The sequence below is a fragment of the Streptomyces sp. NPDC041970 genome, assembly GCF_055588985.1.
This window is the reverse complement of record NZ_JBVJCD010000003.1, coordinates 108,522-132,842: the sequence shown is the minus strand read 5'-3', so window position 1 is coordinate 132,842 and position 24,321 is coordinate 108,522. Positions and strand designations below refer to the sequence as shown.

At 74.0% G+C, this 24,321-nt stretch carries 20 protein-coding genes and 2 tRNA genes; 9 read left to right on the top strand and 13 right to left on the bottom strand.

What is annotated here, in order from left to right:
- Positions 1–132: 132 nt before the first annotated feature.
- Positions 133–687: an SSI family serine proteinase inhibitor gene (locus ACZ6EJ_RS03155; protein ID WP_469264135.1), complete on the bottom strand. Its 555-nt coding sequence runs from the start codon at positions 685–687 to the stop codon at positions 133–135.
- A 263-nt stretch (positions 688–950) separates the two neighbouring features.
- Here ACZ6EJ_RS03155 and ACZ6EJ_RS03150 point away from each other — a divergent pair.
- Positions 951–1,041, top strand: a tRNA-Ser gene (locus ACZ6EJ_RS03150).
- Positions 1,042–1,262: 221 nt separating this feature from the next.
- Positions 1,263–1,335: transfer RNA gene (locus ACZ6EJ_RS03145), tRNA-Arg, on the top strand.
- Between the two features lie 211 nt (positions 1,336–1,546).
- Here the strand turns inward: ACZ6EJ_RS03145 and ACZ6EJ_RS03140 are convergent.
- Positions 1,547–1,936 (bottom strand): hypothetical protein, encoded by a 390-nt coding sequence (locus ACZ6EJ_RS03140; RefSeq protein WP_469264133.1) that lies wholly within the window; start codon positions 1,934–1,936, stop codon positions 1,547–1,549.
- 123 nt (positions 1,937–2,059) lie between these two features.
- Between ACZ6EJ_RS03140 and ACZ6EJ_RS03135 the strand changes: the two genes are divergently transcribed.
- On the top strand, positions 2,060–2,275 hold the full coding sequence (locus ACZ6EJ_RS03135) for a hypothetical protein (protein WP_469264131.1): 216 nt from the start codon (positions 2,060–2,062) through the stop codon (positions 2,273–2,275).
- Positions 2,276–2,338: 63 nt separating this feature from the next.
- Here ACZ6EJ_RS03135 and ACZ6EJ_RS03130 read toward each other — a convergent pair whose 3' ends face one another.
- Together ACZ6EJ_RS03130 and ACZ6EJ_RS03125 are read right to left on the bottom strand one after the other, a co-directional pair.
- Complete coding sequence (locus tag ACZ6EJ_RS03130; RefSeq protein ID WP_469264130.1) at positions 2,339–3,460, bottom strand: alpha/beta hydrolase; 1,122 nt, start codon at positions 3,458–3,460, stop codon at positions 2,339–2,341.
- 44 nt (positions 3,461–3,504) lie between these two features.
- Positions 3,505–4,377: a hypothetical protein gene (locus ACZ6EJ_RS03125; RefSeq protein WP_469264128.1), complete on the bottom strand. Its 873-nt coding sequence runs from the start codon at positions 4,375–4,377 to the stop codon at positions 3,505–3,507.
- Positions 4,378–4,860: 483 nt separating this feature from the next.
- Between ACZ6EJ_RS03125 and ACZ6EJ_RS03120 the strand changes: the two genes are divergently transcribed.
- The 3 genes from ACZ6EJ_RS03120 (at position 4,861) to ACZ6EJ_RS03110 (ending at position 9,676) form a co-directional block, all read left to right on the top strand.
- Positions 4,861–7,443: a helix-turn-helix domain-containing protein gene (locus ACZ6EJ_RS03120; RefSeq protein WP_469264126.1), complete on the top strand. Its 2,583-nt coding sequence runs from the start codon at positions 4,861–4,863 to the stop codon at positions 7,441–7,443.
- A gap of 51 nt (positions 7,444–7,494) precedes the next feature.
- A complete protein-coding gene (locus ACZ6EJ_RS03115) occupies positions 7,495–8,388 on the top strand; it encodes a DUF2797 domain-containing protein (protein ID WP_469264125.1) in 894 nt (297 codons plus the stop codon).
- A gap of 541 nt (positions 8,389–8,929) precedes the next feature.
- A complete protein-coding gene (locus ACZ6EJ_RS03110; protein ID WP_469264123.1) occupies positions 8,930–9,676 on the top strand; it encodes a response regulator transcription factor in 747 nt (248 codons plus the stop codon).
- A gap of 181 nt (positions 9,677–9,857) precedes the next feature.
- Here ACZ6EJ_RS03110 and ACZ6EJ_RS03105 read toward each other — a convergent pair whose 3' ends face one another.
- Entirely contained in the window at positions 9,858–10,757 is a 900-nt protein-coding gene (locus tag ACZ6EJ_RS03105; protein ID WP_469264122.1) for an endonuclease/exonuclease/phosphatase family protein, read from the bottom strand.
- Positions 10,758–11,509: 752 nt separating this feature from the next.
- Between ACZ6EJ_RS03105 and ACZ6EJ_RS03100 the strand changes: the two genes are divergently transcribed.
- Both ACZ6EJ_RS03100 and ACZ6EJ_RS03095 read left to right on the top strand, forming a co-directional pair.
- The gene (locus ACZ6EJ_RS03100) at positions 11,510–13,246 is read left to right on the top strand and encodes an MFS transporter (RefSeq protein WP_469264121.1); all 1,737 of its coding nucleotides are present in this window, start codon (positions 11,510–11,512) and stop codon (positions 13,244–13,246) included.
- Between the two features lie 102 nt (positions 13,247–13,348).
- Complete coding sequence (locus ACZ6EJ_RS03095; RefSeq protein ID WP_469264119.1) at positions 13,349–14,137, top strand: TetR/AcrR family transcriptional regulator; 789 nt, start codon at positions 13,349–13,351, stop codon at positions 14,135–14,137.
- A gap of 197 nt (positions 14,138–14,334) precedes the next feature.
- On the opposite strand, the gene ACZ6EJ_RS03090 is transcribed toward ACZ6EJ_RS03095, so the two are convergent.
- The 4 genes from ACZ6EJ_RS03090 to ACZ6EJ_RS03075 form a co-directional block, all read right to left on the bottom strand.
- Positions 14,335–15,273, bottom strand: coding sequence for an NAD(P)-dependent oxidoreductase (locus tag ACZ6EJ_RS03090; protein ID WP_469264256.1), 939 nt, complete (start codon positions 15,271–15,273; stop codon positions 14,335–14,337).
- Positions 15,274–15,635: 362 nt separating this feature from the next.
- On the bottom strand, positions 15,636–16,454 hold the full coding sequence (locus ACZ6EJ_RS03085; protein WP_469264117.1) for a YceI family protein: 819 nt from the start codon (positions 16,452–16,454) through the stop codon (positions 15,636–15,638).
- A gap of 230 nt (positions 16,455–16,684) precedes the next feature.
- A complete protein-coding gene (locus ACZ6EJ_RS03080; protein WP_469264254.1) occupies positions 16,685–19,123 on the bottom strand; it encodes an MFS transporter in 2,439 nt (812 codons plus the stop codon).
- A 127-nt stretch (positions 19,124–19,250) separates the two neighbouring features.
- Positions 19,251–19,763, bottom strand: a complete 513-nt coding sequence (locus ACZ6EJ_RS03075; RefSeq protein WP_469264116.1) for a MarR family winged helix-turn-helix transcriptional regulator — start codon at positions 19,761–19,763, stop codon at positions 19,251–19,253.
- Positions 19,764–20,538: 775 nt separating this feature from the next.
- On the opposite strand from ACZ6EJ_RS03075, the gene ACZ6EJ_RS03070 reads away from it, so the two are divergent.
- Entirely contained in the window at positions 20,539–20,754 is a 216-nt protein-coding gene (locus tag ACZ6EJ_RS03070; RefSeq protein ID WP_030077455.1) for a hypothetical protein, read from the top strand.
- Between the two features lie 469 nt (positions 20,755–21,223).
- On the opposite strand, the gene ACZ6EJ_RS03065 is transcribed toward ACZ6EJ_RS03070, so the two are convergent.
- The 4 genes from ACZ6EJ_RS03065 to ACZ6EJ_RS03050 form a co-directional block, all read right to left on the bottom strand.
- On the bottom strand, positions 21,224–22,090 hold the full coding sequence (locus ACZ6EJ_RS03065) for an RNA polymerase sigma factor SigF (RefSeq protein WP_469264113.1): 867 nt from the start codon (positions 22,088–22,090) through the stop codon (positions 21,224–21,226).
- 234 nt (positions 22,091–22,324) lie between these two features.
- Positions 22,325–23,191 (bottom strand): RNA polymerase sigma factor SigF, encoded by an 867-nt coding sequence (locus ACZ6EJ_RS03060; RefSeq protein ID WP_469264111.1) that lies wholly within the window; start codon positions 23,189–23,191, stop codon positions 22,325–22,327.
- A gap of 219 nt (positions 23,192–23,410) precedes the next feature.
- Positions 23,411–23,704 (bottom strand): Dabb family protein, encoded by a 294-nt coding sequence (locus ACZ6EJ_RS03055; RefSeq protein ID WP_469264109.1) that lies wholly within the window; start codon positions 23,702–23,704, stop codon positions 23,411–23,413.
- A gap of 10 nt (positions 23,705–23,714) precedes the next feature.
- Positions 23,715–23,879, bottom strand: a complete 165-nt coding sequence (locus ACZ6EJ_RS03050) for a hypothetical protein (RefSeq protein WP_469264107.1) — start codon at positions 23,877–23,879, stop codon at positions 23,715–23,717.
- Positions 23,880–24,321 lie beyond the last annotated feature (442 nt).

Here is a 24,321-nt window from a genome sequence, read left to right as displayed (position 1 = left end):
CCGGCCTCCGACGCGGGCGTCGGCGCACCCGGTGACGTGCGCCGGAAGCGGGTCGGCTCCGGTGCGCGCGGACCGGCGGCGCCCACCGGGGCGGCGTGGGGGCACACGCCGTACGACGTGCCGGGAACCGGGCTACTGCACGTCCGGGAGCAGCGGCACCAGGCTGTTCCAGCGCGCGATCTCGCACCCGTCGCGGCGGCTCGCGGTGGTGTCCACGGCCCGGCCCTCCCAGGTGCCGACGATGCGCGCGGTGGCGTCGCCGCCGTAGATCATGGTGCACATGGTCCCCTTGGGCGTCGGGCGGAACAGCTCCTGCCGCCCGGCCCGCGTGCTTCCGGCCTCGGCCAGCCGGTCGCAGGCGGCCTGCCCCCGCGGGTGGCTGCCCCCGGTGGGCGCGCACTCCAGCTCGAACGTCCCGTCGGCCCCGGCGACCCCGGTGTCCCGCACGGTCACGGTGAGCCGGGTCCGCGCCTCGTCCGCCGGACCCGCGCCGCCGCTCGGGAAGCCGGGCAGCGACGGAACCGGCGCGGGCCGCGGCCCGAGGGCCGGCCGGGCGGCGGCGAGCGGCCCGGAGGTGGGCTGGGCCAGCGGCACGGGGCCGGAGGCGGGTGCGGCGATGGCGGTCGGCGCGGCGGTGGCGAGCGCCGCGAGCGAGACGACGGCGGTGAGGGCGAGACGGCGCAGCATGGGCGAGCTCCAGGATCTCTGCGTCACGGGCGGCCCCGGCGATCACGGACGACCGCTGGCACGACGGCGACGGGCGACGGACGGCTGACTGGCGGGGCCGCGGCCCCACCCCTCTAACGCGCGCCCCGCCCGGACGTTGCGCCACACGCCCAACGGCTTTGCCCCGGCCCCCGCAGGGCTAGTAACCTGGGCGGCGATTGGTGGCACGACGCTCAACTGTGTCATCATCTGCACGCACCACTCGCGTCCGCGCGAGGTGCGCTGGAGGCGTCGCCTAGTCCGGTCTATGGCGCCGCACTGCTAATGCGGTTTGGGTCTTAAAGCCCATCGAGGGTTCAAATCCCTCCGCCTCCGCACCACCCCGAAGCCCCGTGCCCCTGGCACGGGGCTTCGGGCGTTCCCGGCTGGAGGGCGGACGGCTGCGGGGCCGGGGCGGGGAGGGTGGCCGAGATCCGGCTGGGGAGGCTGTTTCCGCAGGTCAGTGACGGTGGGGCCAATGGATTTCGCGTCCCGGCGCAGGTCATGTAATGTTGTTCTCGCAACGCCGACCGGGGCAAAAAAGCCCGGAACGCCAAGCACTCGTAGCTTAACGGATAGAGCATCTGACTACGGATCAGAAGGTTGCAGGTTCGAATCCTGCCGAGTGCACAGCAGGCCAGAGGCCCCCAGGAGAAATCCTGGGGGCCTCTGGCGTTGCCCGTACGGCAGTGAAGTACAGCGACCCTGTCAGCCGGTACCGCCCGTCGCGTCGTGCAGCCTGCCGATCGCGGTACGAGCCCCGGCCTCGCTCGCCTCGGCGCGGACCCGCCGGGGCGGTCATCGTGCACCTGGGCGGCTCGGTACAGGTCGGGGCGGGTCGTCACGTGCCCGTCAGGGCGGGGACGATCACGGCGCCGGCCGCCGAGAGCAGGCCGCCCACGGCCAGGACGGCGTTAAACTTCTCCTTCGCCGTGGGGAAGACGGCACGGCTCACGTCGCCCATCTTGCTGCGCAGGACGATCAGCTTCAGCTTCTGCCACCGGTGTTGGCGGTTGCGGCAGCCCATCAGGACCCCGTAGGCGTTGTTGCGGCAGTACGTACGGCCGTCCCGGTTGACCGCGCCGCACCACACCGGCACCTGGAACGAGGCGTACGCCGAGACCGCGACCGACAGGGCGACGAGGATCGGAAGTGACCACTGCTGGCTCCACGCGACGATGAGAGCCGCGACGGCCATGTATCCCCAGTACGCACGCATTGCTTTCCCCATGGGCACGCAGGGTAGCGAGGTGAGCGCCGTCCGCGACAGGGGTGATCAGGACAAGCGGCGGCGTGACCCGATCGGGATGGCCGGTCCTTGCGGGGGCGGTGGGCGTCGGATGATCATCGGTGGGTGAACTTGCCCTCGATGCCGGACAAGTTGAGCAGAGCCGTCGACCGGGCCGGGCTCCCCCTGGCCGTCCTCCTGCTCTGGATCGGCGTCCGGGACCACCGCGACGGCGGGTCCGTGGGGTGGCCGGCCCTGGGAGTGGTGCTGGGGGTGGTCAATCTCTGGGTGGTCTGTCGCGGGACGCGGTGGTGGCCGGGCCGGAGGAACGCGTCGTCGTAGCGGGTGCCGGGGCACGGGAACGCCCCGCCGCCTCCCCGGAGAGGCGGCGGGGCGGGGGCCCGGTTACGCGGGGGTGTTCGCCGAGGCGAAGGCGGTCTCCAGGCGGGGGATGTAGTCGGCGAGGGCGGGGCCCCAGCAGCCGTAGTTGTGGCCGCCGTCGCACGTGGGCGACAGCGAGGAGCCGTCGCCGTAGTCGACGAGGCGGGCGGGCAGGCCGAGCTGGTCCATGCGGGCCTTGACCGTGCGGGAGGCGACGGCCGTGACGCTGTCGATCATGTCCTGGTCGCCGGTGTAGAGGGCGACCTCGGTTCCGCGCAGCCGGGCGAGGTTGGTCGGGGAGGCGGGGTTGACCGCGTTCCAGACGCGGTCCGCGTTGAAGACGGGGTACGGGGAGCCGAAGATCGCGTCGCTGTCGACGTACGGTCCGTGGCCGGGGCACCGTTCGGAGCCGGGCGCGCTGGAGGTGCTCGCCGCGCACCACGCGCCGGTGAGGTTCAGCTCCGTGGCGACGACGGCCGCGCGGATCGCCGACATCCCGAAGTCGATGCCCCCGGACAGCGAGGCGGCGTGGCCGAACAGGTCGGGGCGGACCTCGGCGTAGCGCAGGGCGCCGTAACCGCCCATCGAGAGGCCGACGACCGCGCGGTGCTTCTTGGCGGGGAGGGTGCGGAGGTTGGCGTCGATGAAGGGGATCACCTGGGTGAGGTGGAAGGTCTGCCAGTTGGCCGCGCCCGCGGAGGTGTTCTGCATGACCCAGTCGGCGTACCAGCCCTTGAGGCCGCCGTCCGGCACGACGGTGATCATCGCGTCGGAGCGCAGCGCGGGAGCCGCCGCGGAGTCGTCCACGTTGCCGCCCCCGCCGTGCAGGAAGTACGTCACGGGCCACCGCTTGGCGGGCTCGGACGCGTAGTCCTCCGGGAGGAAGACGCGGATCTTGTGGCGGCCGGAGACCTCCTTGGTGGTCACGGTGATCGTGAAGTCGGTGGCGGAGCGCACCTCGGTGGCGTCCGCGACCCTGGTCAGGCCGTGGCCGTCGGTGAAGTCCGGGATGCCGGGGGCGTCGGCCTGCGCCGCGGGCGCGGCGAACGCGCAGAGCATGGTCATCGCGGCGGTCGCGGCGGCCGCGGCCACCGCCTTGGCGCGGAGCCCGGCGAGGGCACGTGCGCCGGACAGCAGGGGGTTCATGAGGGGGTGCTCCTTCGGGGAGGCCGGTCGGGCTCGGTGGGTGCTCACGGGTTGTCGGTGACCTGGAACCCGGCGCCGTAGACGCCGGGGCGGGCGGTGTCGCGGGCGCGCAGGTCCGCGAGGATGTTCGCGGAGCTGGTGTAGACGTACGGGGGCACGCCCAGGGCCCTGGCCTTGGTGATCCCGGCCCAGGGGCCGGACGCCTGGAAGCCGTTCTGGGCGGAGGGGTAGGGGGTGCCGGGCACGTGCCAGATCGCGGGGCCCCCGGAGTCGCCGCCCTGGTGCGCGGCCCACGACTGGTAGACGCCCTGGGAGGCGTTGGTGACGCGGCCGTAGGTGGTGCCGAGCTGACCGGAGACCACCAGCTCGTTGGTGTTGAACAGGGCGGTCCCCAGGAGGCGTTCCTCCGGCCGCGCCGGGCTGAGGGCGTTGGGGCTGGGCCGGCCGTCCGGGACCTCCAGCTCACCGGTCTGCCTCAGGTGCGGGCCCTGCGAGGAGAGGACCACCTCGGGCGCCAGCTCGATGATCATGTAGTCCTTGGTGGCGTGCCCCACCATCGAGCCCTCGGGGTCCTTGAAGAACCGCAGATGGCCGATCGGGCCGTACCCGACGTCGTTCCGGTCGTAGATGGGCTGGACGTTCTCGGGGATGTCCCGGTCGGCGTAGTTCTTGTCGTTCAGGCAGTGCCCCGCGGAAATCGCGATCTTCCGCGCGTACTTGTCGGTGCCGACCGCCCCGATCGTGCAGAAGGCGTCGGGCGTCTGCGGCTGGAAGAGGATCTGCATACCGTTGAACACGCGCTTCGCCGCTCCGGTCCCGGATGCGGTGGCGGCGGTCGCGGAGGCCGTGAGGCCGGTCAGGGCCAGGAGTAAGGCGAGGACTCCTGCGAGCGGGCCGGGTATGCGTCGTTCACGCACGGGTGTTCCTCTCAGGTGGGTGGCATACGGACGGGCGGTGGCGGTCGGGAGCGGTCATCGACGGCACGAGGCCGCGACGACCAGCAGCGCGATGACGATTCCCAGGAGCGGCAGGCAGGCCAGGCCGCCTTGTGGACTCCCCCGATGGACCTCCACATGACCGCCCGGCGGAACTCCGGGATGCCTCCTGGCGTAGTGGTCGATCTGCTGCTGCCGGGCTCGGGAGCGACTGAGCCACGGCGTTCTCGCGGTGCACTCTCCGCACCAGTAGCGGTAGGCCATGCCGATCCCTCACGCGTCGTCCGTCGACTGCCACGGTCTTCCCCCGCCGGCCCACCGCTGGGGGCGGACCGGGACGGGGCACTCCCGATGGTGGTGTTCCCGCAGCTCGGGGGACAGGCCAAGGCACCGGTCACCTATGGCCGGTCGGGCGGCCGCGCTAGACTCGCCGCCGCCCGCGGGGGGACGAGTGGGGGGACCGACGTGACGGATCGGCTCGGCGTACTGGTACGCCGGTTGCGCACCCAGGCGGGGCTGACGCAGGAGCAGGTGGCGGAGCGGTCCGGGGTGAGCGTTCGCACCATCCGGCGGCTGGAGACCGGCCGGGCCGCCGACCACCGGCTGGGCACGGTGCACCTGCTGGCCGACGCCCTGGAGCTGGGGGCCGATGACCGCCGCCGCCTGGCCGCCGCCCTCGGGTCGGCGCGCACCCCGTCGGCCGAGCCGGTGGGTGTGCCGCGACCCGTGCCCGCACTGCCTTCGCCCGCGCCGGGGGACGGGGCCGGGCCCCTTCCCGTACAGCCGCCGGAGAACCCGCCCGTATCCGCGTCCGCGCCGTCCGTGCACGCGCCCGGAGCCGTTCCCGTACGACCGGCGGATGTGCCGGCCGTGCGTCCGCCGGAGCCGGGGGACGCGCACTCCCCGCCCCCGGCTCCTTCTCCCGTTCGGCCGTGGACCGGTGGTGTCCTCGCCGACGCGGCCGAGGAACTGGCGGGGGAGGTCCGGCGGCGCTGGCAGCGGGAGGAGGAGCAGCGCCGGGTCCACGACCCCTTTCCGCTGCCGGTGCGGTGGAACCGGGCGCCGGAACGCCTCACCGACCACGCGGAGAACATCCAGCGCCTTCCGGCGGGGGCCCGGCCCGGTCCCATGGACCTGGCGGGGGATCTGCGGAGCGTGGCCGAGGTGTACCGGAGGATTCCGTCCGGGCGGCTGGTGATGCTCGGCCGGGCCGGTTCGGGCAAGTCGATCATGGCGATCCGGCTCGTCCTGGACCTCCTCGCGGACCCGGCCCCGGCCCGCCGGGTTCCGGTGATCTTCAGCGTCGGGGCCTGGGACCCGACGGACGTGACGCTGCGGGACTGGCTGGCCGACCTCCTCCTGCGGGACTATCCGCACCTCGCCCGCCGGACCCCGAGCGGTTCCACCCTGGCCGCCGCGCTCGTCGACGCCGGGCTCGTCCTCCCCGTGCTGGACGGGTTCGACGAGATCGCCGAAGGGCTGCGGCACGAGGCGCTCGTCGCGCTGAACGCGTCCTCGCTGCCGCTCGTGCTGACCAGCCGGTGCACGGAGTACGCCGAGGCGGTACGGGAAGCCCGCGCGCCCCTCGTCTGGGCCGCCGGGATCGAACTCACCGGCCTCGCCCCCGACGACCTCATGTCCTACCTGTCCCGGACCGCCCGCCCGGCCGCCCGGGAGGACCGAGCCGGCGGACGCGGCGGCGGGGAGGGCGCGGAGCCGTGGGGCCCTGTGCTGGCGGCGCTGCGGTCCGGTGAGGAGCCGGTGCGGCGCCTCGCGGAGGTGCTGAGCACCCCGCTGATGATCTCGCTGGCGCGGACGATGTACAGCGAGGCTCCGGGGCGGGACCCGGCCGAACTGCTGGACGCCGCCCGGTTCCCGACCGCGCACTCCCTGGAGGACCATCTGCTGGCCGGCTTCGTGCCCGCGGTCTACCGCCCCCGCGTCGCGGAGCGGGACGCGGCGGGCGACCGGGGCCGACGGCGCGACTGGGACCCCGAGCGCGCCCGGCACTGGCTCGGCCACCTCGCCCACCACCTGGTCCGCCTCGACCGGGACCGCCAGGACCTCGCCTGGTGGCAGATCGGGGAGTCGCTGCCCCGCTCGTCGCGCGTCCTGGCCGTCGCCGTGGTGTCCGCGCTCTGCGTCGCGGTGTCCGACTGGGCCGTCGTGCTGCTCGTCGTCCGGCTCCCTCTGGGCGAGGCGCTGGTGCAGGGGGCGGTGGTCGGGCCGCTCGGCGGTCTCGCCTTCGGGTCCTTCTACGGGGCGATGACCGTCTTCGGCGGCGGCGCGTTCGCACCGAGCCATGTGCGGATACGGCTGCCCGGCAGGGCCGACGGCCTCGGGCGCAGACCGCTCCGCATGTTCACCCACCGGTTCGCGGCCGTGCTGCCGGGCGGGTTCGTGACGGGGATCGGGTGCGCGTCCGCGTTCGCCCTCCAGCGCGCCCTGTACGAGGGGCGCTCGCTCACGGACCCCGCGCTGATCGAGACCGTCCTCATCAACATGCTGGCCTTCGGGTTGGTCTTCAGCTCGGCCGCCGGGCTGGTCTTCGGGCTGCTGGCCGTGTTGGAGACGCCGTTGGACGTCGGCTCCGCGGCCACCCCGGCCGGTCTGCTCGCCGCGAACCGCGTGACCGTGTACCGGCAGGTCCTCGTCATCGTGCCCGTCCTCACCCTCACGATCGCGCTCGGCGGCGGCCTGATCGTCCGCCTGCTGGGGGTCTTCCTCGGGCCGATGAGCTGGAGCCTGGCGGAAGGGCTCGTCGTCGGGGCGGTCGGCGGACTCGGCGGCGGCCTCTCGTACGCCCTCTGCTTCACCGCCTGGGGGCAGTGGCTGGTCTTCTGCCGGCTGCTGCTGCCCCTCACCGGGAAGCTGCCTCGGGGCGCGGGCGCGTTCCTCGACGACGCCTACCGGCGGGGCGTGCTGCGCCGCTCCGGCGCGGTCTACCAGTTCCGCCACGTCCGGCTCCAGCACCACCTCGGCCATACCTACCGCCAACGGCAGGGCAACTACGCACCGGCGACGTTCTCTGGTCCCGCGCCCCGTTAGCATCGCCGCACCGGCTCGGCCGGTGATCTGGTGCGAAGGACGGGGTCCGAGGTGTCCGGTGGGTGGCGGTGCGCCGGGGTGCGGTGGCCGGGGAGCGGCCCCGAGCTGGCGTGGGCCAGGGGCGCCGAGCGCCGGGTGAGCGTGCTCGCGTACGGGGACCCCGTCGGCTTCCGGGCCGTGGGGGAGCGGGCCTGCGCGGGGGCGCGGGGGAACGCGTGCCCGCTGGGGGCGGTGGTGCCCGGGCGCGGCACCGGGGGGCGGTGCGCGGAGTGCGCGCGGTTGGACCGGGCGCACTCGGTGGCCGCCGACACGCTGGCGGACGACCCCCGGACGTACCGGGTCTACCTCGCCTGGTTCGGCCCCGGACTGGTCAAGGTCGGCATCACCGGGGAGGAGCGCGGGGCCGCCCGGCTGCGGGAGCAGGGGGCCGTCGCGTTCTGCTGGCTGGGGCGCGGGCCCCTCATGGCGGCCCGGCGGACGGAGGAGGTCCTGCGGGCCGCGCTCGGGGTGCCCGACCGGATTCCGTATGCCGGGAAGCGGGCCGTGCGCGGGCGGCTGCCGGGGTGCGCGGAGCGGGCCGTCGAGGTGGCGGAGTGGTACGGGCGGGCCGCGGGGCTGGCGGGGCGCGGGTGGCCCGAGTCGTTGGAGCGGCTTCCGCTGGAGGTCGTCGACCAGGTGGGGTTGTTCGGCCTGGACCGTGCGCCCGCTCCCACCGGGTCCGTGCGCGAACTGGTGGCCGGGGGCGTCGTCGCGGGCCGTCTCGTGGCGGCTGCCGGGCCCGATCTGCACCTCGCGGTGGACGGTGGCCGCGTCGTCGTGCTGGACACGCGGTTGATCACCGGGTGGGAGCTGGCGGCGGTCCCGGCGGAGGGCCCCGGCGAGGTGAGCGTCCCGCTCGTCGACCTCGGGGGCGGGGGCGGGGGCGTGCAGGACGGGCTGTTCTGACGGGTGTGCCGGGGGCCGGGTGCGCGTCGGAGCGGGGCCGCCGGGGGCGTGCGTTCGGGGTGCGCGCGTCAGGGCTGCGCGTGTCAGGGGGGGCGTGTCAGGGTTGCGCGTCCGGGGGCGGCCCCGCCGGCGTACGCGGCCGGAGCGGGGCGGGGGTTCGGGGCGCGCGGGGGCGCGTGCGCGGGTGTGGCGTCTGGGGGTGAGGTGCGTCGGGGTGGGCGCGTCCGGTGGTGAGGCGCGTCGGGGTGGCGCGTCCGGGGGCGGTCCCGCCGGCGTACGCGGCCGGAGCGGGGCGGGGGTTCGGGGCGCGCGGGGGCGCGTGCGCGGGTGTGGCGTCCGGGGGTGCGGTGCGTCGGGGTGCGCCGGCACGTGGGTGTGGCGTCCGGGGGTGAGATGCGTCGGGGTGGGCGCGTCCGGGGGTGACGTGCGTCGGGGTGGGCCGGTCCGGCAGCCGTCCCGCTCCCTCCCCCCCTCCTGGTTTCTCAGGTGATTCACAGGAACGGGTCAGGCTCCTCTCACGGCCGCCTCGGAGGGTGGGCCCATGACGACGACGACCTCGGCCCAGCGCCGTACCGAACCGCTCCGGCCGGACCGCACCCCCGTGCGGGTCCTGATCGTGGACGACGAGGCGCCGCTCACCGAGCTGCTGTCGATGGCCCTGCGGTACGAGGGCTGGGAGGTGCGCAGCGCCGGGGACGGGGCCGGGGCGGTCCGGGCCGCCCGCCGGTTCCGCCCGGACGCGGTGGTCATGGGCGTGGCGCTGCCGGACATGGACGGGCTGTCCGCGCTGGGCCGGTTGCGCCGGGAGTACGCCGATGTGCCGGTGCTCTTCCTGGCCGCTCGGGACGCGGCCGAGGACCGGGTCGCCGGGTTGACGGCGGGCGGCGACGACTTCGTGACCAAGCCGTTCGGCCTGGAGGAGGTCGTGGCCCGGCTGCGCGGGCTGATCCGCCGCTCGGGCGCGGACGCCGCCGTCGGGCGGAGCGGGTCGACGCTCGTCGTCGGGGACCTGGTGCTGGACGAGGACAGCCGCGAGGTGAGCCGGGGCGGGGAGCCGATCCACGTCACGGCCACCGAGTTCGAGCTGCTGCGCTTCCTGATGCGCAACCCGCGCCGGGTGCTCAGCAAGGCGCAGATACTGGACCGGGTCTGGCACTACGACTTCGGCGGCCAGGCCAACGTCGTCGAGCTGTACATCTCCTACCTCCGCAAGAAGATCGACGCGGGGCGGGCGCCGATGATCCACACCCGGCGCGGGGCGGGCTATCTGATCAAGCCCGGCGCGTAGGGGGCGCGGGAACGGCGGAGGGGAGCTGAGGGGCGGCCGGGCCACGGCCGCCCCTCAGCCGTACGGTCCCTTGGCGGGGCGTCCCCTCAGCCGTGCGTGCCCACGGCCGCCCCTCGGCCGTCCGCCTTACGCGGGCCCGGCTCCACGTGTGCCCGTTCCCCACGTCTCCTGTCCCGGCCGCTCAGCCCGTCCTCTCCGCCTGCCGGGCCCGGACGCGGGGCAGCGCCAGGTCCGCCACGACCGCCCGGTGGTCCGAGGCGACGCTCGCCGGCACCCGCGCGGACCGTACGAGGACCCCGCCGTGCCAGGCGTCGGCCCTCGACACCGCGACGTAGTCGATGCGCTTGACCGGGCGGTGGGCGGGGAAGGTCGGCGCGCCCGGATCGACGTCCGCCAACTCGCGCCAGAGCGGTGCCAGTTCCGGGGCCTCGGGCTCCGCGTTGAAGTCGCCGAGCAGGATCTTGGGGCCCCGGTCCTCGGCCATGACGCGGCGGGTGTCGGCGACCTGGGCGACGCGGACGGCGGGGTCCGGGCGGTAGTCGAGGTGGGTCACGTACACGTGCACCGGCAGCCCCCGCACCCGTACGACGACCTCCCCGAACCCCGGCGCGGGGGCCGGGACCGGGTCGGGGTCCTGGGTCGAGAGGCGGGTGATCTCGTGGTTCTCGGCCGAGGCGATCGGATGGCGGGAGAGCACCGCCACCCCGAACTCCCGCCGGGGGCCGCCTGGTTCGGCCGGGTCCAGGCTGTAGATCGGGGCGAAGGAGACGTACATGCGCAAGCGGCGCGCCAGCTCTCCCGCGAGGTCCCGCCGCCCGCTGCGGTCGCCCCAGTGCCGGTCGACCTCCTGAAGCCCGATCACATCGGCGTCCAGCGCGCGCAGTTCGTCGGCCTGGCGGTCCAGGTCGAAGACGTTGTCCACGCCCGCCCCGGCGTGGATGTTGTACGTGGCCACGCGCAGCGGCACGACGGCTCCGGGGCGGGCGGGGGGAGGCGCGGCGGCGGTGGCGGGTGGGACTGCCAGTGCGCCCAACAGGGCCGTGGCGATGAGGAGTCGGGGGACACGGCGACGTAGCGACATGGCTCTCCAAGGGGGCCGGGGTCACGCACGGGGACGGGTCGGGTCGGGGCGGTCGGGCGGATCGGGCGGATCGGGACCGGGTCCGAGGTCGGAGGGGCCGGAGCGCGAGCGGGGGGCCCGAGCGAGAAGGTCCGAGTGGGCGGGTCCGAGTGAGTGGGCCCGAACGGGCGGGCGGAGCGGTCGGCGTCGAAAACCGTACCGCCCGGACGCCCCGAGGCCCACCGTCCCGGCCGTACGGCGCGGGAACGGGCTCCGGCGCGGGGCTCGCGCAGGGTCCGCGTGGCGGGTGGGTGGACACGGCGGAACCCCCACGCGCCGGGCGGACGGGCCACGGGGAGCGCAGCGCCGGGCGAACCGGCCCCGGAACGCGCAGCGCCGGGCGGGCGGGCCCGGTGGAACCCCCACGCGCCGGGCGGACGGGCCACGGGGAGCGCAGCGCCGGGCGAACCGGCCCCGGAACGCGCAGCGCCGGGCGGGCGGGCCCGGTGGAACCCCCACGCGCCGGGCGGACGGGCCACGGGGAGCGCAGCGCCGGGCGGGCGGGTCCCGCGGAAGGCGCCATGCGGACGGGCCCCGCGGGACCCCCACGCGCCGGGCGAACCGGCCCCGGAACGCGCCGCTCGGCGTGCGGTGCGCCTCGGGATGGGCCAGGCGGCGGAATACCGGGTTGTACGGTGTACAGGACTGCCTTACGGTGTATATCGCTCAGCTCCCATACACCGTACAACCGCATCGCAGCCCAAGGAGCCCGCATGACGGCGCCCGCCGCACCGCGTCACGACCTCACCCCCCAGGCGTATCCGCAACGCTGGCTGATCCTCGGCGTCATCTGCCTGGCCCAGCTCACCGTGCTGCTCGACAACACCGTCCTCAACGTCGCGATCCCCTCCCTCACCACGGAGTTGGACGCCTCCACCGCCGACGTGCAGTGGATGATCAACGCCTACTCGCTCGTCCAGTCCGGGCTGCTGCTCACCGCGGGCAGCGCCGCCGACCGCTACGGGCGCAAGAAGATGCTGGTCGTGGGGCTCGCCCTGTTCGGCATCGGCTCGCTCGCGGCCGGGCTCGCGGACTCCTCCGGCCAGCTCATCGCGGCCCGCGCCGGCATGGGCATCGGCGGCGCGCTGCTGCTCACCACCACGCTCGCCGTCGTCGTGCAGATCTTCGACGACACCGAGCGGGTCAAGGCGATCGGCATCTGGTCGACCGTCAACTCCCTCGGCTTCGCGGCGGGTCCGCTCGTCGGCGGGGTCGTGCTCGACCACTTCTGGTGGGGTGCGATCTTCCTCATCAACATCCCGGTCGTCCTGATCGGCCTCGTCGCCGTCGTCCGACTGGTGCCGGAGTTCACCAATCCGCGCAGCGAGCGCCCCGACCTGTTCGGCGCGGTGCTGTCCACGATCGGGATGGCCGCGATCGTCTTCGCGATCATCTCCGGGCCCGAGCACGGCTGGGCGTCCGGCCGGGTGCTGCTGACGGCGTTCACCGGCGCGGCCGTGCTCGCCGGGTTCGTCCTGTGGGAGCTGCACATCCCGTACCCGATGCTCGACATGCACTTCTTCCGGAACCAGAAGTTCATCGGCGCGGTGGCGGGCGCGATCCTGGTCGCCTTCGGGATGGGCGGGTCCCTCTTCCTGCTCACCCAGCACCTCCAGTTCGTCCTCGGGTACGGGCCGTTGGAGGCGGGTCTGCGGACGGCCCCGATGGCGCTCACCGTGGTCGCCCTCAACCTCACCGGGCTGGGCGCGCGCCTCGTGCCCAGGATGGGGACGCCCGCCACCATCGCGGCGGGGATGAGCTGCCTGGCGGCCGGTCTCGCCGCCATCGCGGTGCTCGGCCGCGAGGGGTACGGCGGGATGCTCCTCGGCCTGGTCGTGATGGGCGCGGGGATCGCGCTGGCGATGCCCGCGATGGCCAACGCCATCATGAGCGCCATCCCGTTGGAGAAGGCCGGGGTGGGCGCGGGCGTCAACGGCACGCTCGCCGAGTTCGGCAACGGGCTCGGGGTCGCGGTGCTCGGCGCGGTGCTGAACTCCCGGTTCGCCGCCCTCGTGCCCGCGTCCGTCGGCGCCGCCTCGCTGCCCGCCGCCGTGGCCGCCGCCGGCGGGCCGGAGGAGCGCGAGCACATCCGGGACGCGTTCGCCTCCGGCCTGGAGACCAGCCAACTGGTCGGCGCGGTCGCGGTGCTGGCGGGCGGCCTGCTCGCCGCGCTGCTGCTGCGCCGGGCCGAGCGGACGGAGGCGGTGGCGGCGGCGGGGAAGGCGTCGGCGGCAGCCGAGCAGGCGTCGGCGGCGGCCGGGCAGCCACCGGCGGCAGCCGGGAAGGCACCCGCGGCGGCCGGGCAGACCTCGGAAGCCGAGCAACCGCCGGCGGCGGCCGGGCAGACCTCGGCGGCGGCCGGACAGGTGGAGCGGCCCGTTCGGGCGGAGCCGTCCGGGCAGGTGGGGGCGGCCGGAGACGGGGCAGACGCGACAGGACCGGCGGCATAGCATCGGAGCGGACGCGCGTACCGGAGCGCGATCGTCCGGTACGTCGTCTTCCGGCAGGGCCGTCGCGGCCGGGCGGTCCGCGCGAGACGAGGAGAGTGCGCCATGGTGGCCGCGTCCGACCGTGGGAAGAACACCGTGCGGACCAGCGTGTGGCTGGACCGGCGGACCCCTTCGCGCACCCGCAGGTCCGAGTCCCCGGCGGGTCTGGACCGGGACCGGATCACCGAGGCGTCGGTGCGGCTGCTGGACGCGGAGGGCCTGGCCAAGTTCTCGATGCGCCGGCTCGCCGCCGAGCTGGACGTCACCGCGATGTCCCTCTACTGGTACGTCGACACCAAGGACGACCTGCTGGAACTGGCCCTGGACGCGGTGTACGCGGAGATCACCCCGCCCCGCGACGACCGCGACTGGCAGGAGCGGCTGCGGGAGATCGCCCGCAGCTACCGCGAACTGCTCGTCCGCCACATCTGGGTCTCCCCCCTGGCGGGGACCTTCCTCAACATCGGCCCGAACTCGATGCTCTTCTCGTACGCCGTCCGGGACGTCGTCCGGGCCACCGGCCTCCCCCTGGACCGGCAGACGGGCGCGCTCGCGGCGGTCTTCCAGTTCGTCTACGGGTTCGGCACGGTCGAGGGCCACTTCAAGGCCCGGTGCGCGGCGACCGGGTACACCCAGGACGAGTACTACCAGCAGGCGATGGGCTCGATCCGGTCGATGCCGCGCCTGCGCGACCTCATCGACTCGTCCAAGGATCTGATGGACGCGCGGGGCGGGGACACCGTCGAGGAGATGCGCGAGCGGGACTTCGGCTACGCGCTGGACCTGCTGATCGCGGGCATCGAGGCGACGCGCGACCGCGCCGCCGCCGAGCGGACCGCGCCGCGCGCGTAGCGGCCGCCGGGGCGTGCGCGGCGTGCGCGACCGCGCCTTGTGCGTGCGGACCGCGCCGCAGCCGTGACGGCCGCCGGTGCCGCCGGCGTGGCGGGCGCCGGGACGTACGCGCGTGGGCGCGGGTCCGTATCGGCGCGCCCCCGCTCACCGGGCCCGTCGCGGGTCCGTATCGGCAAGCCCCCGCTCACCGGACCCGTTCAGTAACCGCGTGCGGTGTCCACCGTCAACGCGGGGCGGCGGCCCGCCGTCACGGACGCCCAGCACACGGTGAAGTCCGCGACCACGTCCTCGTCGGCGGTGATCCCCGCGGAGTGCGAGGTGATCACCGTACGGGGCAGCCGCCAGACGGGGTCGCCGGGCGCGGCCGGTTCCTCCGGCAGGACGTCCAGCACCGCCCGGCGCACCCTGCCCTCCCGCAGCGCGGTCTCCAGCGCCCCCAGGTCGACCGTCGCGCCCCGCCCCACGTTGAGGAAGGTCGCGCCCCGCACCGAGGCGAACCGGGCGGCCCCGAAGAAGCCCTCCGTCGCGGCGGTCGCCGGGAGCGCCGCGACCACCCACCGGGCCGAACCCAGCGCCGCCCCGTCCTCGTCGGCCGCGATCACCCGGTCGAAGCCCGGCGCCGGCCCGGACCGCGCCGTACGGGCGACGCCCACCGTGCGCACCCCGCACCCGCGCAGCAGCCCGGCGACCGCCGTGCCGATGCGCCCGGCGCCGTAGACCAGGGCGGTCTGCCCGGCGACCAGCTCCGAGGGCAGGCGCCGCCACTCGGCGCGGGCGTGCAGGGCGGCGAACTCCGGAACGGACTGGCACTCGGCGAGCACCCAGCCCAGGACGTACTGGGCGATCCGCTCGCCCATCCTGCCCACGGTCCGGGTCAGCAGCGCCCCGGTCGGCCAGGGCGCGGCGGAGAGCAGCGCGTCCGTCCCGGCGTTGACGCTGTGGAACCAGAGCAGGCGGTCCGTGCGCAGTGCCGGGGGCAGCGCGGCCCCCACGCAGACGAACGGGGCGTCGGGAGGGACGTCGCCCAGCCGCTCCGCCGCGCGCCCGGCGATCCGCTCCACCTCGCGCACCAGCGCCCCGTCCAGCTCGGGCGCGACGAGCAGCCGCGCCCGAGCGAGGGCTTCCGGGGCGGGCAGCGGACCCGGAGCGGTCGGCCCATCGGTCGGCCCATCGGTCGGGCAGCCGGACGGCCCACGGGACGGCCGACCGGACGGGCAGCTTCCGGAGGGCTCCGGTCCGGGCTCGGCGGACCGCCGGGGACCCGGCCGGGAGCCCCGTACCGGAGACTCCGCCTCACCGGCGCGTTCCGCCTCACCGACCGGCTTCGTCCCACCGGCGAGTCCAAGCTCACCGGCCGGCTCCGCCTCACCGGCGCGTTCCGCCTCACCGACCGGCTTCGTCCCACCGGCGAGTCCAAGCTCACCGGCCGGCTCCGCCTCACCGACAGGCTCCCCCAGGGCGCGAGATGTCATGTCCCCACCCTAGGGTCGGGTCCGGCTCACTGGCCCGGCAGCGCCTCGCCCTGTACGGCCTGGATGTCCAGCTCCACCCGCAGGGTCGTGCCGATCGCGGCGATGCCCGCCTGGATGACCTGGTTGTAGTTCATCGCGAAGTCGTCGCGGCGCAGTTCGGCGGAGGCGTGGAAGGCCGCGCGGGTGCCGCCCCACGGGTCGGGCCCGGTGCCGAGGTAGCTGAGGTCCAGGTCGACCGGGCGGGAGACGCCGTGCATGGTCAGCTCGCCGTGCACGGTCCAGCGGTCGGGTCCGGCGGGGGTGAGGCCGGTGGAGCGGTAGGCGATCTCCGGATACCGCTCCACGTCCAGGAAGTCCGCCGAGCGCAGGTGCTTGTCCCGCATCTCGTTGCCGGTGTCGATGCTGGCCGCGCTGATCACCGCGTCGACCTGCGAGCGGGTGACGTCCTCGGCGATCTCCATCCGGCCGCCGAAGTCGGTGAACCGGCCGTGCACGCTGGAGATCCCCAGGTGCTGGGCGACCGCGGCGACGGAGGAGTGCGCCGGGTCCAGCGACCACGGGCCCGGCGGCGGCAGCCGCATCCCGCCCTGCCGGGCCAGCACGATCTGCCCGGCCTCGATCCGCCCGCTCGCGGTGACGAGGGCGGTGGAGGCGGAGGGGGCGTACCCGACCGCCGTGACGATCACCGTGTACGCACCGGCCGCCAGCGAACCGTCCGTGCGGACCCTCCCGTCCTCGTCGGCCGCGGCGCGCAGCACCTGGGCGCCGGTCATGTCGGTGACCGTCACGACGGCGTGCTGGACCGCCCAGCCGTCCCGCGTCCGTACCTGTGCGCGAAGTCCCATCCCGTATCTCTCTCCTAGCTCGATGGCCCGCGCGGTTCGTCGACCGCGGGGCCACGTGAGTCGGGCCCCGGAGCGGGTCGGCGGGCCGTCCCCCGCCCACCGCCCCGCACCGGGGCCCATGTCCGCCGGTCACGCCAGCCTCTCCGTGGGAGACGCCGCTGACCAGGGTCTTTGCGATCCCTTCACGGGAGCGCGTCACGAAGCACGTGCCCGTGCCCCGGAAGGGTCAATCACTCGCCGGGGTGAGCGAGTTCGATGTCGTGCCCGTCCACTCCCCGGCCGCCCACGGTCAGGGCCGCGGCCACCGGCGGGTAACCCGTCGCGACGACCGAGTACTCGCCCGTGTCCAGATCGGTGAAGGCGTACGCGCCGTCCTCGCCGGTCGTCGCGGTGCCGACCACGTTGCCCGCCGCGTCGATCAGCGTGACCCGCGCGTCGGCCAGCGGGTTCCGGGCGGACCCGGCCCGCACGACGCCCTGGAGCACCGCGCCGGGCCGCAGGGCCACGTCGAGGCGGGTGACGCCCTGACCGCCGATCTCCACCGGCAGCGCGAGCGGACGGAACCCGGCCGCGTTGACGGCGACGGTCACGGAACCGGGGACCAGCTCGCCGAAGGCGAACTCGCCGGTGGCTCCGGACGCGCCGGTGGCCAGCACGTCGCCCCGGACGTCGGTCACGACCACCATCGCGCCCTCCACCGGCGCACCGGACCCCTCCGCCCGTACGGTTCCGGCCAGGCCGCTCGTACCGGACAGCAGGATGTCGAAGGCCAGCGGCTCCCCGCCGACCACCACGGTGGACGCCTGCGGCTGGAAACCGTCCGCCGACGCGATCAGCACGTAGCTGCCGGAGCCGGGGGCGTCCAGGGTGTAGCCGCCGTCGGACCGGGCGACGGAGCGCCCGAGCTGCCGGCCGCCGAGCGAGATCAGGGTGACGGCCGCGCGGGCGACCGGCGCGCCCTCCGCGCCGCGCACCACACCGTGGACCGGGGTGCCCTGGCCGGGTGCGTCGACGGTGTCCGGGGCGTCCGCCGGTGAGACCCCGGCCACGCCCTCCGAGACGGGTCCGGCGCCGCCGACGAGGGCGGGCTCCGGGGCGGGGGCCCCGGTCCGCACCGCGGTCGGCGCGGTCACCGCGGCGGCCTCCACCGGCTGCGGGGCGTCGTTCGCGGCGTTGGACTTCAGCGCGACCTCCTTGATGAAGAGGGTCACGATGAAGGCGACGAGCGCGGCCGGCGCCGCGTACAGGAAGACGTCGCCGACGCCGTGCCCGTACGCGGCCTCCATGACCGTGCGGAACGGCTCGGGCAGCTTGTCCAGGTCGGGGATGCCCCCGCCGCCGGTGCCGCCGTGGCCGAACGCGGCACCCTCGGGGCCGAGGTCGGCCAGGCCGTCCTTGACGTAGCGGGTGACGCGGTTGGCGAGGACCGCGCCGAGCGCCGAGACGCCGATCGCGCCGCCGAGGGACCGGAAGAAGGTGACGACGGAGCTGGCGGCGCCGAGGTCCTCGGGCGAGACCTGGTTCTGGGTGGCCAGGACCAGGTTCTGCATCATCATGCCGATGCCGAGGCCCAGGACGAACATGTAGGCCGCGACGTGCCAGTAGGCGGTGTCGTACCGGATCGTGCCGAGCAGCCCCAGCCCCGCCGTGACCAGGAAGCCGCCGCTGACCAGCCACGCCTTCCACCGGCCGGTCTTGGTGATGATCTGGCCGGAGATCGTCGAGGAGAGGAAGAGGCCCGAGATCATCGGGATGGTCATGACGCCGGACATCGTCGGCGACTTGCCGCGGGCGAGCTGGAAGTACTGGCTGAAGAAGACGGTGCCCGCGAACATCGCGATGCCGACGAACAGCGAGGCGACCGAGGCCAGCGTGATGGTGCGGTTGCGGAAGAGGCGCAGCGGGATGATCGGCTCACTGGCCCGCGACTCGATGAGGACGAAGACCAGGCCGAGCAGCACGGAGCCCGCGACCATCGCGTAGGTCTGCCAGGACAGCCAGTCGTACTTGTCGCCCGCGAACGTCACCCAGACCAGCAGCAGGGAGACGGCGGCGCTGATGAAGAGCGCGCCGGACCAGTCGACCTTGACCTCCCGCTTGACGACGGGGAGCTTCAGGGTCTTCTGGAGCACGAAGAGGGCGATCACCGCGAACGGGACGCCCACGTAGAAGCACCAGCGCCAGCCCATCCAACTGGTGTCGGTGATCACGCCGCCGAGCAGCGGGCCGCCGACGGTGGCCACGGCGAAGACCGCGCCGAGGTAGCCGCTGTAGCGGCCGCGCTCGCGCGGGGAGATCATCGCGGCCATCACGATCTGCGCGAGGGCGGAGAGGCCGCCGACGCCGACGCCCTGGACGACCCGGCAGGCGATGAGCATTCCGCTGCTGGTCGAGAGCCCGGCGACGATCGAGCCCAGGACGTAGATGACCAGGGCTATCTGGACCAGCAGCTTCTTGCTGAAGAGGTCCGAGAGCTTGCCCCAGAGCGGGGTGGTGGCGGTCATGGCCAGCAGCGAGGCCGTCACGACCCAGGTGTAGGCGCTCTGGCCGCCGCCGAGGTCGGAGATGATCTCCGGCAGGGCGTTGGAGACGACCGTCGAGGACAGGATCGCGACGAACATGCCGAGCAGCAGCCCGGCGAGCGCTTCCATGATCTGCCGGTGAGTCATCGGCACGCCGTCGGGGGCCTCGGGGCCGGCGTGGCCCCCCTGACCGCCGTGCTTGGCGTGGCCGCCCCGCACACCGGTGGGTGTGGTCGTAGCCATTGAGTTCCTTATCCGTGCGTATTTGCTTCTGTTACACAGGTGTACGGGTGTCCGCGTCGTCGCCGTGCCGGGTCCGGCAGTCGCCGGTGTGGCTTCCGGGGGCGCACCCGCCGGAGCCCCGGCAGGCGAAGCTGTCCCGCAACCGGGACAGCAACGCGTTGAGCTGCCCGACCTCCTCGTCGGTCCAGTCGGAGAGGTTGCGGGCGAACATCTCGGTGGTCCGCCGGGTCAGCTCGTCGAGCTGCGCGTGACCGCCGGGGGTCAGCCGCAGGATGCGGGACCGCTTGTCCGCCGGGTCCGGGGACCGTTCGATCCAGCCGTGTTCGGCCACATGGGCCACATGGCGGCTGGTCACCGACATGTCCACGGCCAGCAGTTCGGCGAGCCGGCTGATCCGCATCTCGCCGTGCCGCTCCAGGAGCGTCAGCACGGCGGCGGATCCGCCGGGGCACTCGGGAGGCAGGGCGCGGGCGAGCCCTCGCTTGACGGCTCCGACGGCACTGAGCTGTCGGGCCAGTTCTTCGTACTGGCTCCGTGCGGCCACGGGACCCCCCAACGCACTGACGTACAGGTTGTTGCTTAGGGCAACCATAGAAGCCGTTGGTTGCTGCAGGCAAACGAAAAGGCGCTTGCAGGAGTAAAGGAACCCAAAAGCCTCCGTAGGGTGCGGGTCAAGGCACCTCAGGGGCGCGCGGAGGGCCTGGTCACGGGGGGTGGGAGGTGTTGTCACGAGGTGCGGGGTCCGGGGTGGGGGCTCCGGGGTTGGCTGTTCCGGGCACGCCGGGTGTCGGCTGGGGGCGGCTGGGGGTCCTGCGCCGGCTCGGGGTGTGCGGGCGGGGGTGTGCCCGTGCCGGTGCGGGGTGGGCGGGGCTCTGCCGCGTACGCGGGCCCGGTGCGTGCGGACGGCTCCGCGTCCTGTCCGCGCTCTGTACGAATACGGGGTGCGGGGTGCGGCGCGGGTTGGGGCGTGCGCCGGTGCGGCCGGGGGTGCGGGTCGTGCGGCGGGGCGCCGACAGGGCGTGCGGGTACAGCGGGGCGTGCGGGGAGGGAGCGCGCGCGTGAGCACGGCGGGGGTGTGGCGGGTGTGCGCCCGAGCCACGCGGGTACGCCGGAGGTGCGCGTTTACGCCGGGGGCGCGCCGTACGGCCGGGGTGCGCGGGCCCGGCCGGGGGCACGCCCGCGCGCGCCGGTGCGCGCTCCGGTGGGTGGGCTGCGGGGGCGCACTCCGGCCCGCACCCGGCGCTGTCGCAGGTCCGACGCGGTGCGGTACGGCCCCCGGGAGTTGGGTCGTTGACCTGAGTTCGCTAGGGTCCTGCCCCATGGCACACAACCCCCACGCCCCTCAGCCGGGCCCCGAGGGCAACCACGACCCGGCGGGCAGCACGCAGATGTTCCGCGCCTTCGTCGACGAGGGCGAGCCGCAGCGCCGGCAGCAGCCCGCGGCGACCTCGTCCGGGCCGAGAGTCGGGGTGATCGCGGCGGTGATCGCGGTCGTCGTCGTCCTCGGTGCGGTGGCCTGGCTCGCCCTGGGCTGACCCGTACGACCCGACCGCCCGCGGGACGGACGGCGGCGCCGCGACCGGCGGACCGCCCGCTCCCGTGGGCGGTTCTTCGTATGCCCGCCTCTTCCGGCACGCCGGGGGGCTGTTCCCGCGACCGGGTGGCCCGTACCGCCCCCTCCCCTTCTCTGCGGCCGCCGAGAATGCCGCCCAGGGGAGCCGGAGTGGGCCGGAGTATGCGCGGGCCCGAAGGCGTCCCCGCACGGCCGTCCCTGCCCGGCCGGGGGCCGCTCAGGGCCCGCGGTGACCGCCCCGGCCCGCCCGGACGGTCCGCACGGCGCCTGGAAGCGGTCTGTACGCCGTCTGGACGCGGCGCGGCCGCCGAGGCGGTGGGTCACCGTGCCTCGGCGGCCGATCGAACCGCGGGTGCGCCACCCTGTCATTCCGTCGACCGGCTGCGGCGGCGAGTCCGGCGCGCCGCCGCATCGACCGCATGGCGGGCGGATCAGTCGGAGATGAGCCCCTCGCGGAGCTGGGCGAGGGTGCGGGTGAGGAGCCGGGAGACGTGCATCTGGGAGATGCCGACCTCCTCGCCGATCTGCGACTGCGTCATGTTCGCGAAGAACCGCAGCATGATGATCTGGCGCTCGCGCGGGGCCAGCCTGGCCAGCAGCGGCTTCAGGGACTCCCGGTACTCCACGCCCTCCAGCGCCGCGTCCTCGTAGCCGAGGCGGTCGGCCAGCGAACCCTCGCCGCCGTCGTCCTCCGGGGAGGGCGAGTCGAGCGAGGAGGCGGTGTAGGCGTTCCCGACGGCGAGACCGTCGACCACGTCCTCCTCGGAGACCCCGAGCGCGCGGGCCAGCTCCGGGACGGTCGGTGAGCGGTCGAGCTTCTGGGAGAGCTCGTCGCTGGTCTTGGTCAGTGCGAGCCGCAGTTCCTGGAGGCGCCGGGGCACGCGTACGGACCAGGAGGTGTCGCGGAAGAAGCGTTTGATCTCGCCGACGACCGTGGGCATCGCGAACGTGGGGAACTCCACGCCCCGTTCGCAGTCGAACCGGTCGATCGCCTTGATCAGGCCGATCGTGCCGACCTGGACGATGTCCTCCATCGGTTCGTTGCGGCTCCGGAACCGCGCCGCGGCGTACCGCACGAGCGGCAGGTTGAGCTCGATGAGCGTGTCCCGCACATACGTCCGCTCCGGACTGTCCGTACCCTCGGGACCCGAGGCGGGGCCGAGCGCGGCGAGCCGCAGGAACAGGGAGCGGGACAGCGTACGGGTGTCGATGGCTTCCGGTGAGCTGGTGAGCACGGCGGGTGCCGGCACGCTCTTCGTGAGCGTGAGCACCTTCGAGCTGCCCTGTTCTTCGGACATGCCACCCCCTTGAGGTCGCGGACGGTCGCGGCGGCCGCGACCATCGGAGGAACGCAGCCTCCACCTGAATACCGGAGGCGGGGCTGCGGCAAACGCGCTTCGAGCAGAATGTCACATGTCGGCAACACGCTGTAGTGACTTGTCGACAAGTCAGTGCCGAATCCGCCCTGGAAACAGGGGGTGCAGGGCTTATGCGCCGTCAGAATCCGCCTGTGGAGGGTCTACCCGTTCCGGCTACGCCTCGATCCTGTTTGCGGATCTCAATCGAGCGAAGCTTCGGGCCAGGAGCCTTGACACGTGCATCTGCGAGACGCCCAGCTCAGCGCTGATCTGAGACTGGGTCAAGTTGCTGTAGTAGCGCAGGAGGAGGATGCGCTGCTCGCGCTCGGGGAGCTGGACGAGAAGGTGCCGTACGAGGTCGCGGTGTTCGACACCGGCGAGCGCGGGGTCCTCGTAACCGAGCCGGTCGAGCAGTCCGGGCAGCCCGTCGCCCTCCTGGGCGGCCTCCAGGGAGGTCGCGTGGTACGAGCGCCCGGCCTCGATGCACGCCAGCACCTCGTCCTCGGAGATCTTCAGCCGTTCCGCGATCTCGGCGGTGGTGGGCGAGCGGCCGTGGGCAGTCGTCAGGTCCTCGGTGGCGCCGGTCACCTGGACCCAGAGCTCGTGCAGTCGGCGCGGGACGTGGACCGTGCGCACGTTGTCGCGAAAGTAGCGTTTGATCTCGCCGACGACGGTGGGCATGGCGAACGTGGGGAACTGGACGCCGCGTTCCGGGTCGAACCGGTCGATCGCGTTGATCAGTCCGATCGTGCCGACCTGGACGACGTCCTCCATCGGTTCGTTGCGGCTGCGGAACCGCGCCGCGGCGTACCGCACGAGGGGAAGGTTCGCCTCGATGAGGGCGGCGCGGACCCGGCCGTGCTCCGGAGTCCCCGGCTCCAGGTCCTTGAGCCGGCCGAAGAGGACCTGGGTGAGCGCTCGGGTGTCCGCGCCGCGGGCTCTGGCGGGTGTGGCGGTCGGGTCCGGGGTCTCGGTCTGGATGCTGTCGGTCTGCCGGCCCTCGGATCGGACGTCCTCGGTCTGGGCGTTCTGGGGTGGCACTTGAGGCGCTGCACTGGCCGGCACGGTGACGCCACCCCTTTGCGGTCAACTACGGTCAACTCATCCGTCAAAAGCGGTCATAGCATCACAAGACATGCCCACTGTGTGCAAGCACCGCAAAGAGCCGTGTTGACCCCATCGGACGCCAGGAGAAACGAAAACCCCCCACCAGAGCGGTGGGGGGTTGACACGCCGGAGTGAACCGATGGCGGAGAAAGATCAGAAGGGATAGTCCGCGATCACCCATGTGGCGAATTCCCGCCACTGCGCCGCGGCGGCCTGATGGGCCGGGTGCTCGATGTAACGCTTGAGGGCGGCCTCGTCGGCGACCGCGGAGTTGATGGCGTAGTCGTACGCGATCGGCCGGTCGGTGATGTTCCAGGCGCACTCCCAGAACTCCAGCTCCGGAACCCGCCCCTTCAGCTCCCGGAAGGCCCGGTCACCGGCGACGACCCGCGGGTCGTCCCGCTCGACGCCCTCGTTCAGCTTGAAAAGGACCAGGTGGCGGATCATCCGGGGTTCCCTACCTCACCAGTTCTGACATGAAGTCACCGACGCTCTTGGCGGCGCTGGAAATGCCTTCGAACCCTACCTGGACGAGTTCGGCCGCCCGCTCGGGAGACTGGATGATCGTGTACAGCACGAAGACCACCACTATGTAGAGCGCGATCTTCCTCGCCTGCGCCACAGCCCTGCCTCCCCCGTCGACCCTGTGTGCGATCGGGCGATTGTAACCGCACGGATGGCCGTATCCGGTGGCCTCTTTCGATCACTGACGCGGACTTTAAGGACCTACGGCCCGGCCATCGGGGCCTTTCGTCCGCCCCCGCGCCTCCCGCGACGCAGCACACTGGATACCGAGCCCACCGAACCTGGCAGGAACCCGGTGGGCCGGAACGGGACCTCATCACCGGTCCCCGTCGCGCGTACCCCCCGACCGCGGCGGCCGACCAGCAGGCCCTGTTCCCACCGGGGGAAGCGGCTTGTCCCCCCGATGCCGCTTCCCCCGACCTGCTTGCCGGGGGGGGGGGGGGGGGGGGGCGTGGGGGGGGGGGGGGGGGGGGGGGGGGGGGGGGGGGGGGGGGGGGGGGGGGGGGGGGGGGGGGGGGGGGGGGGGGGGGGGGGGCGGG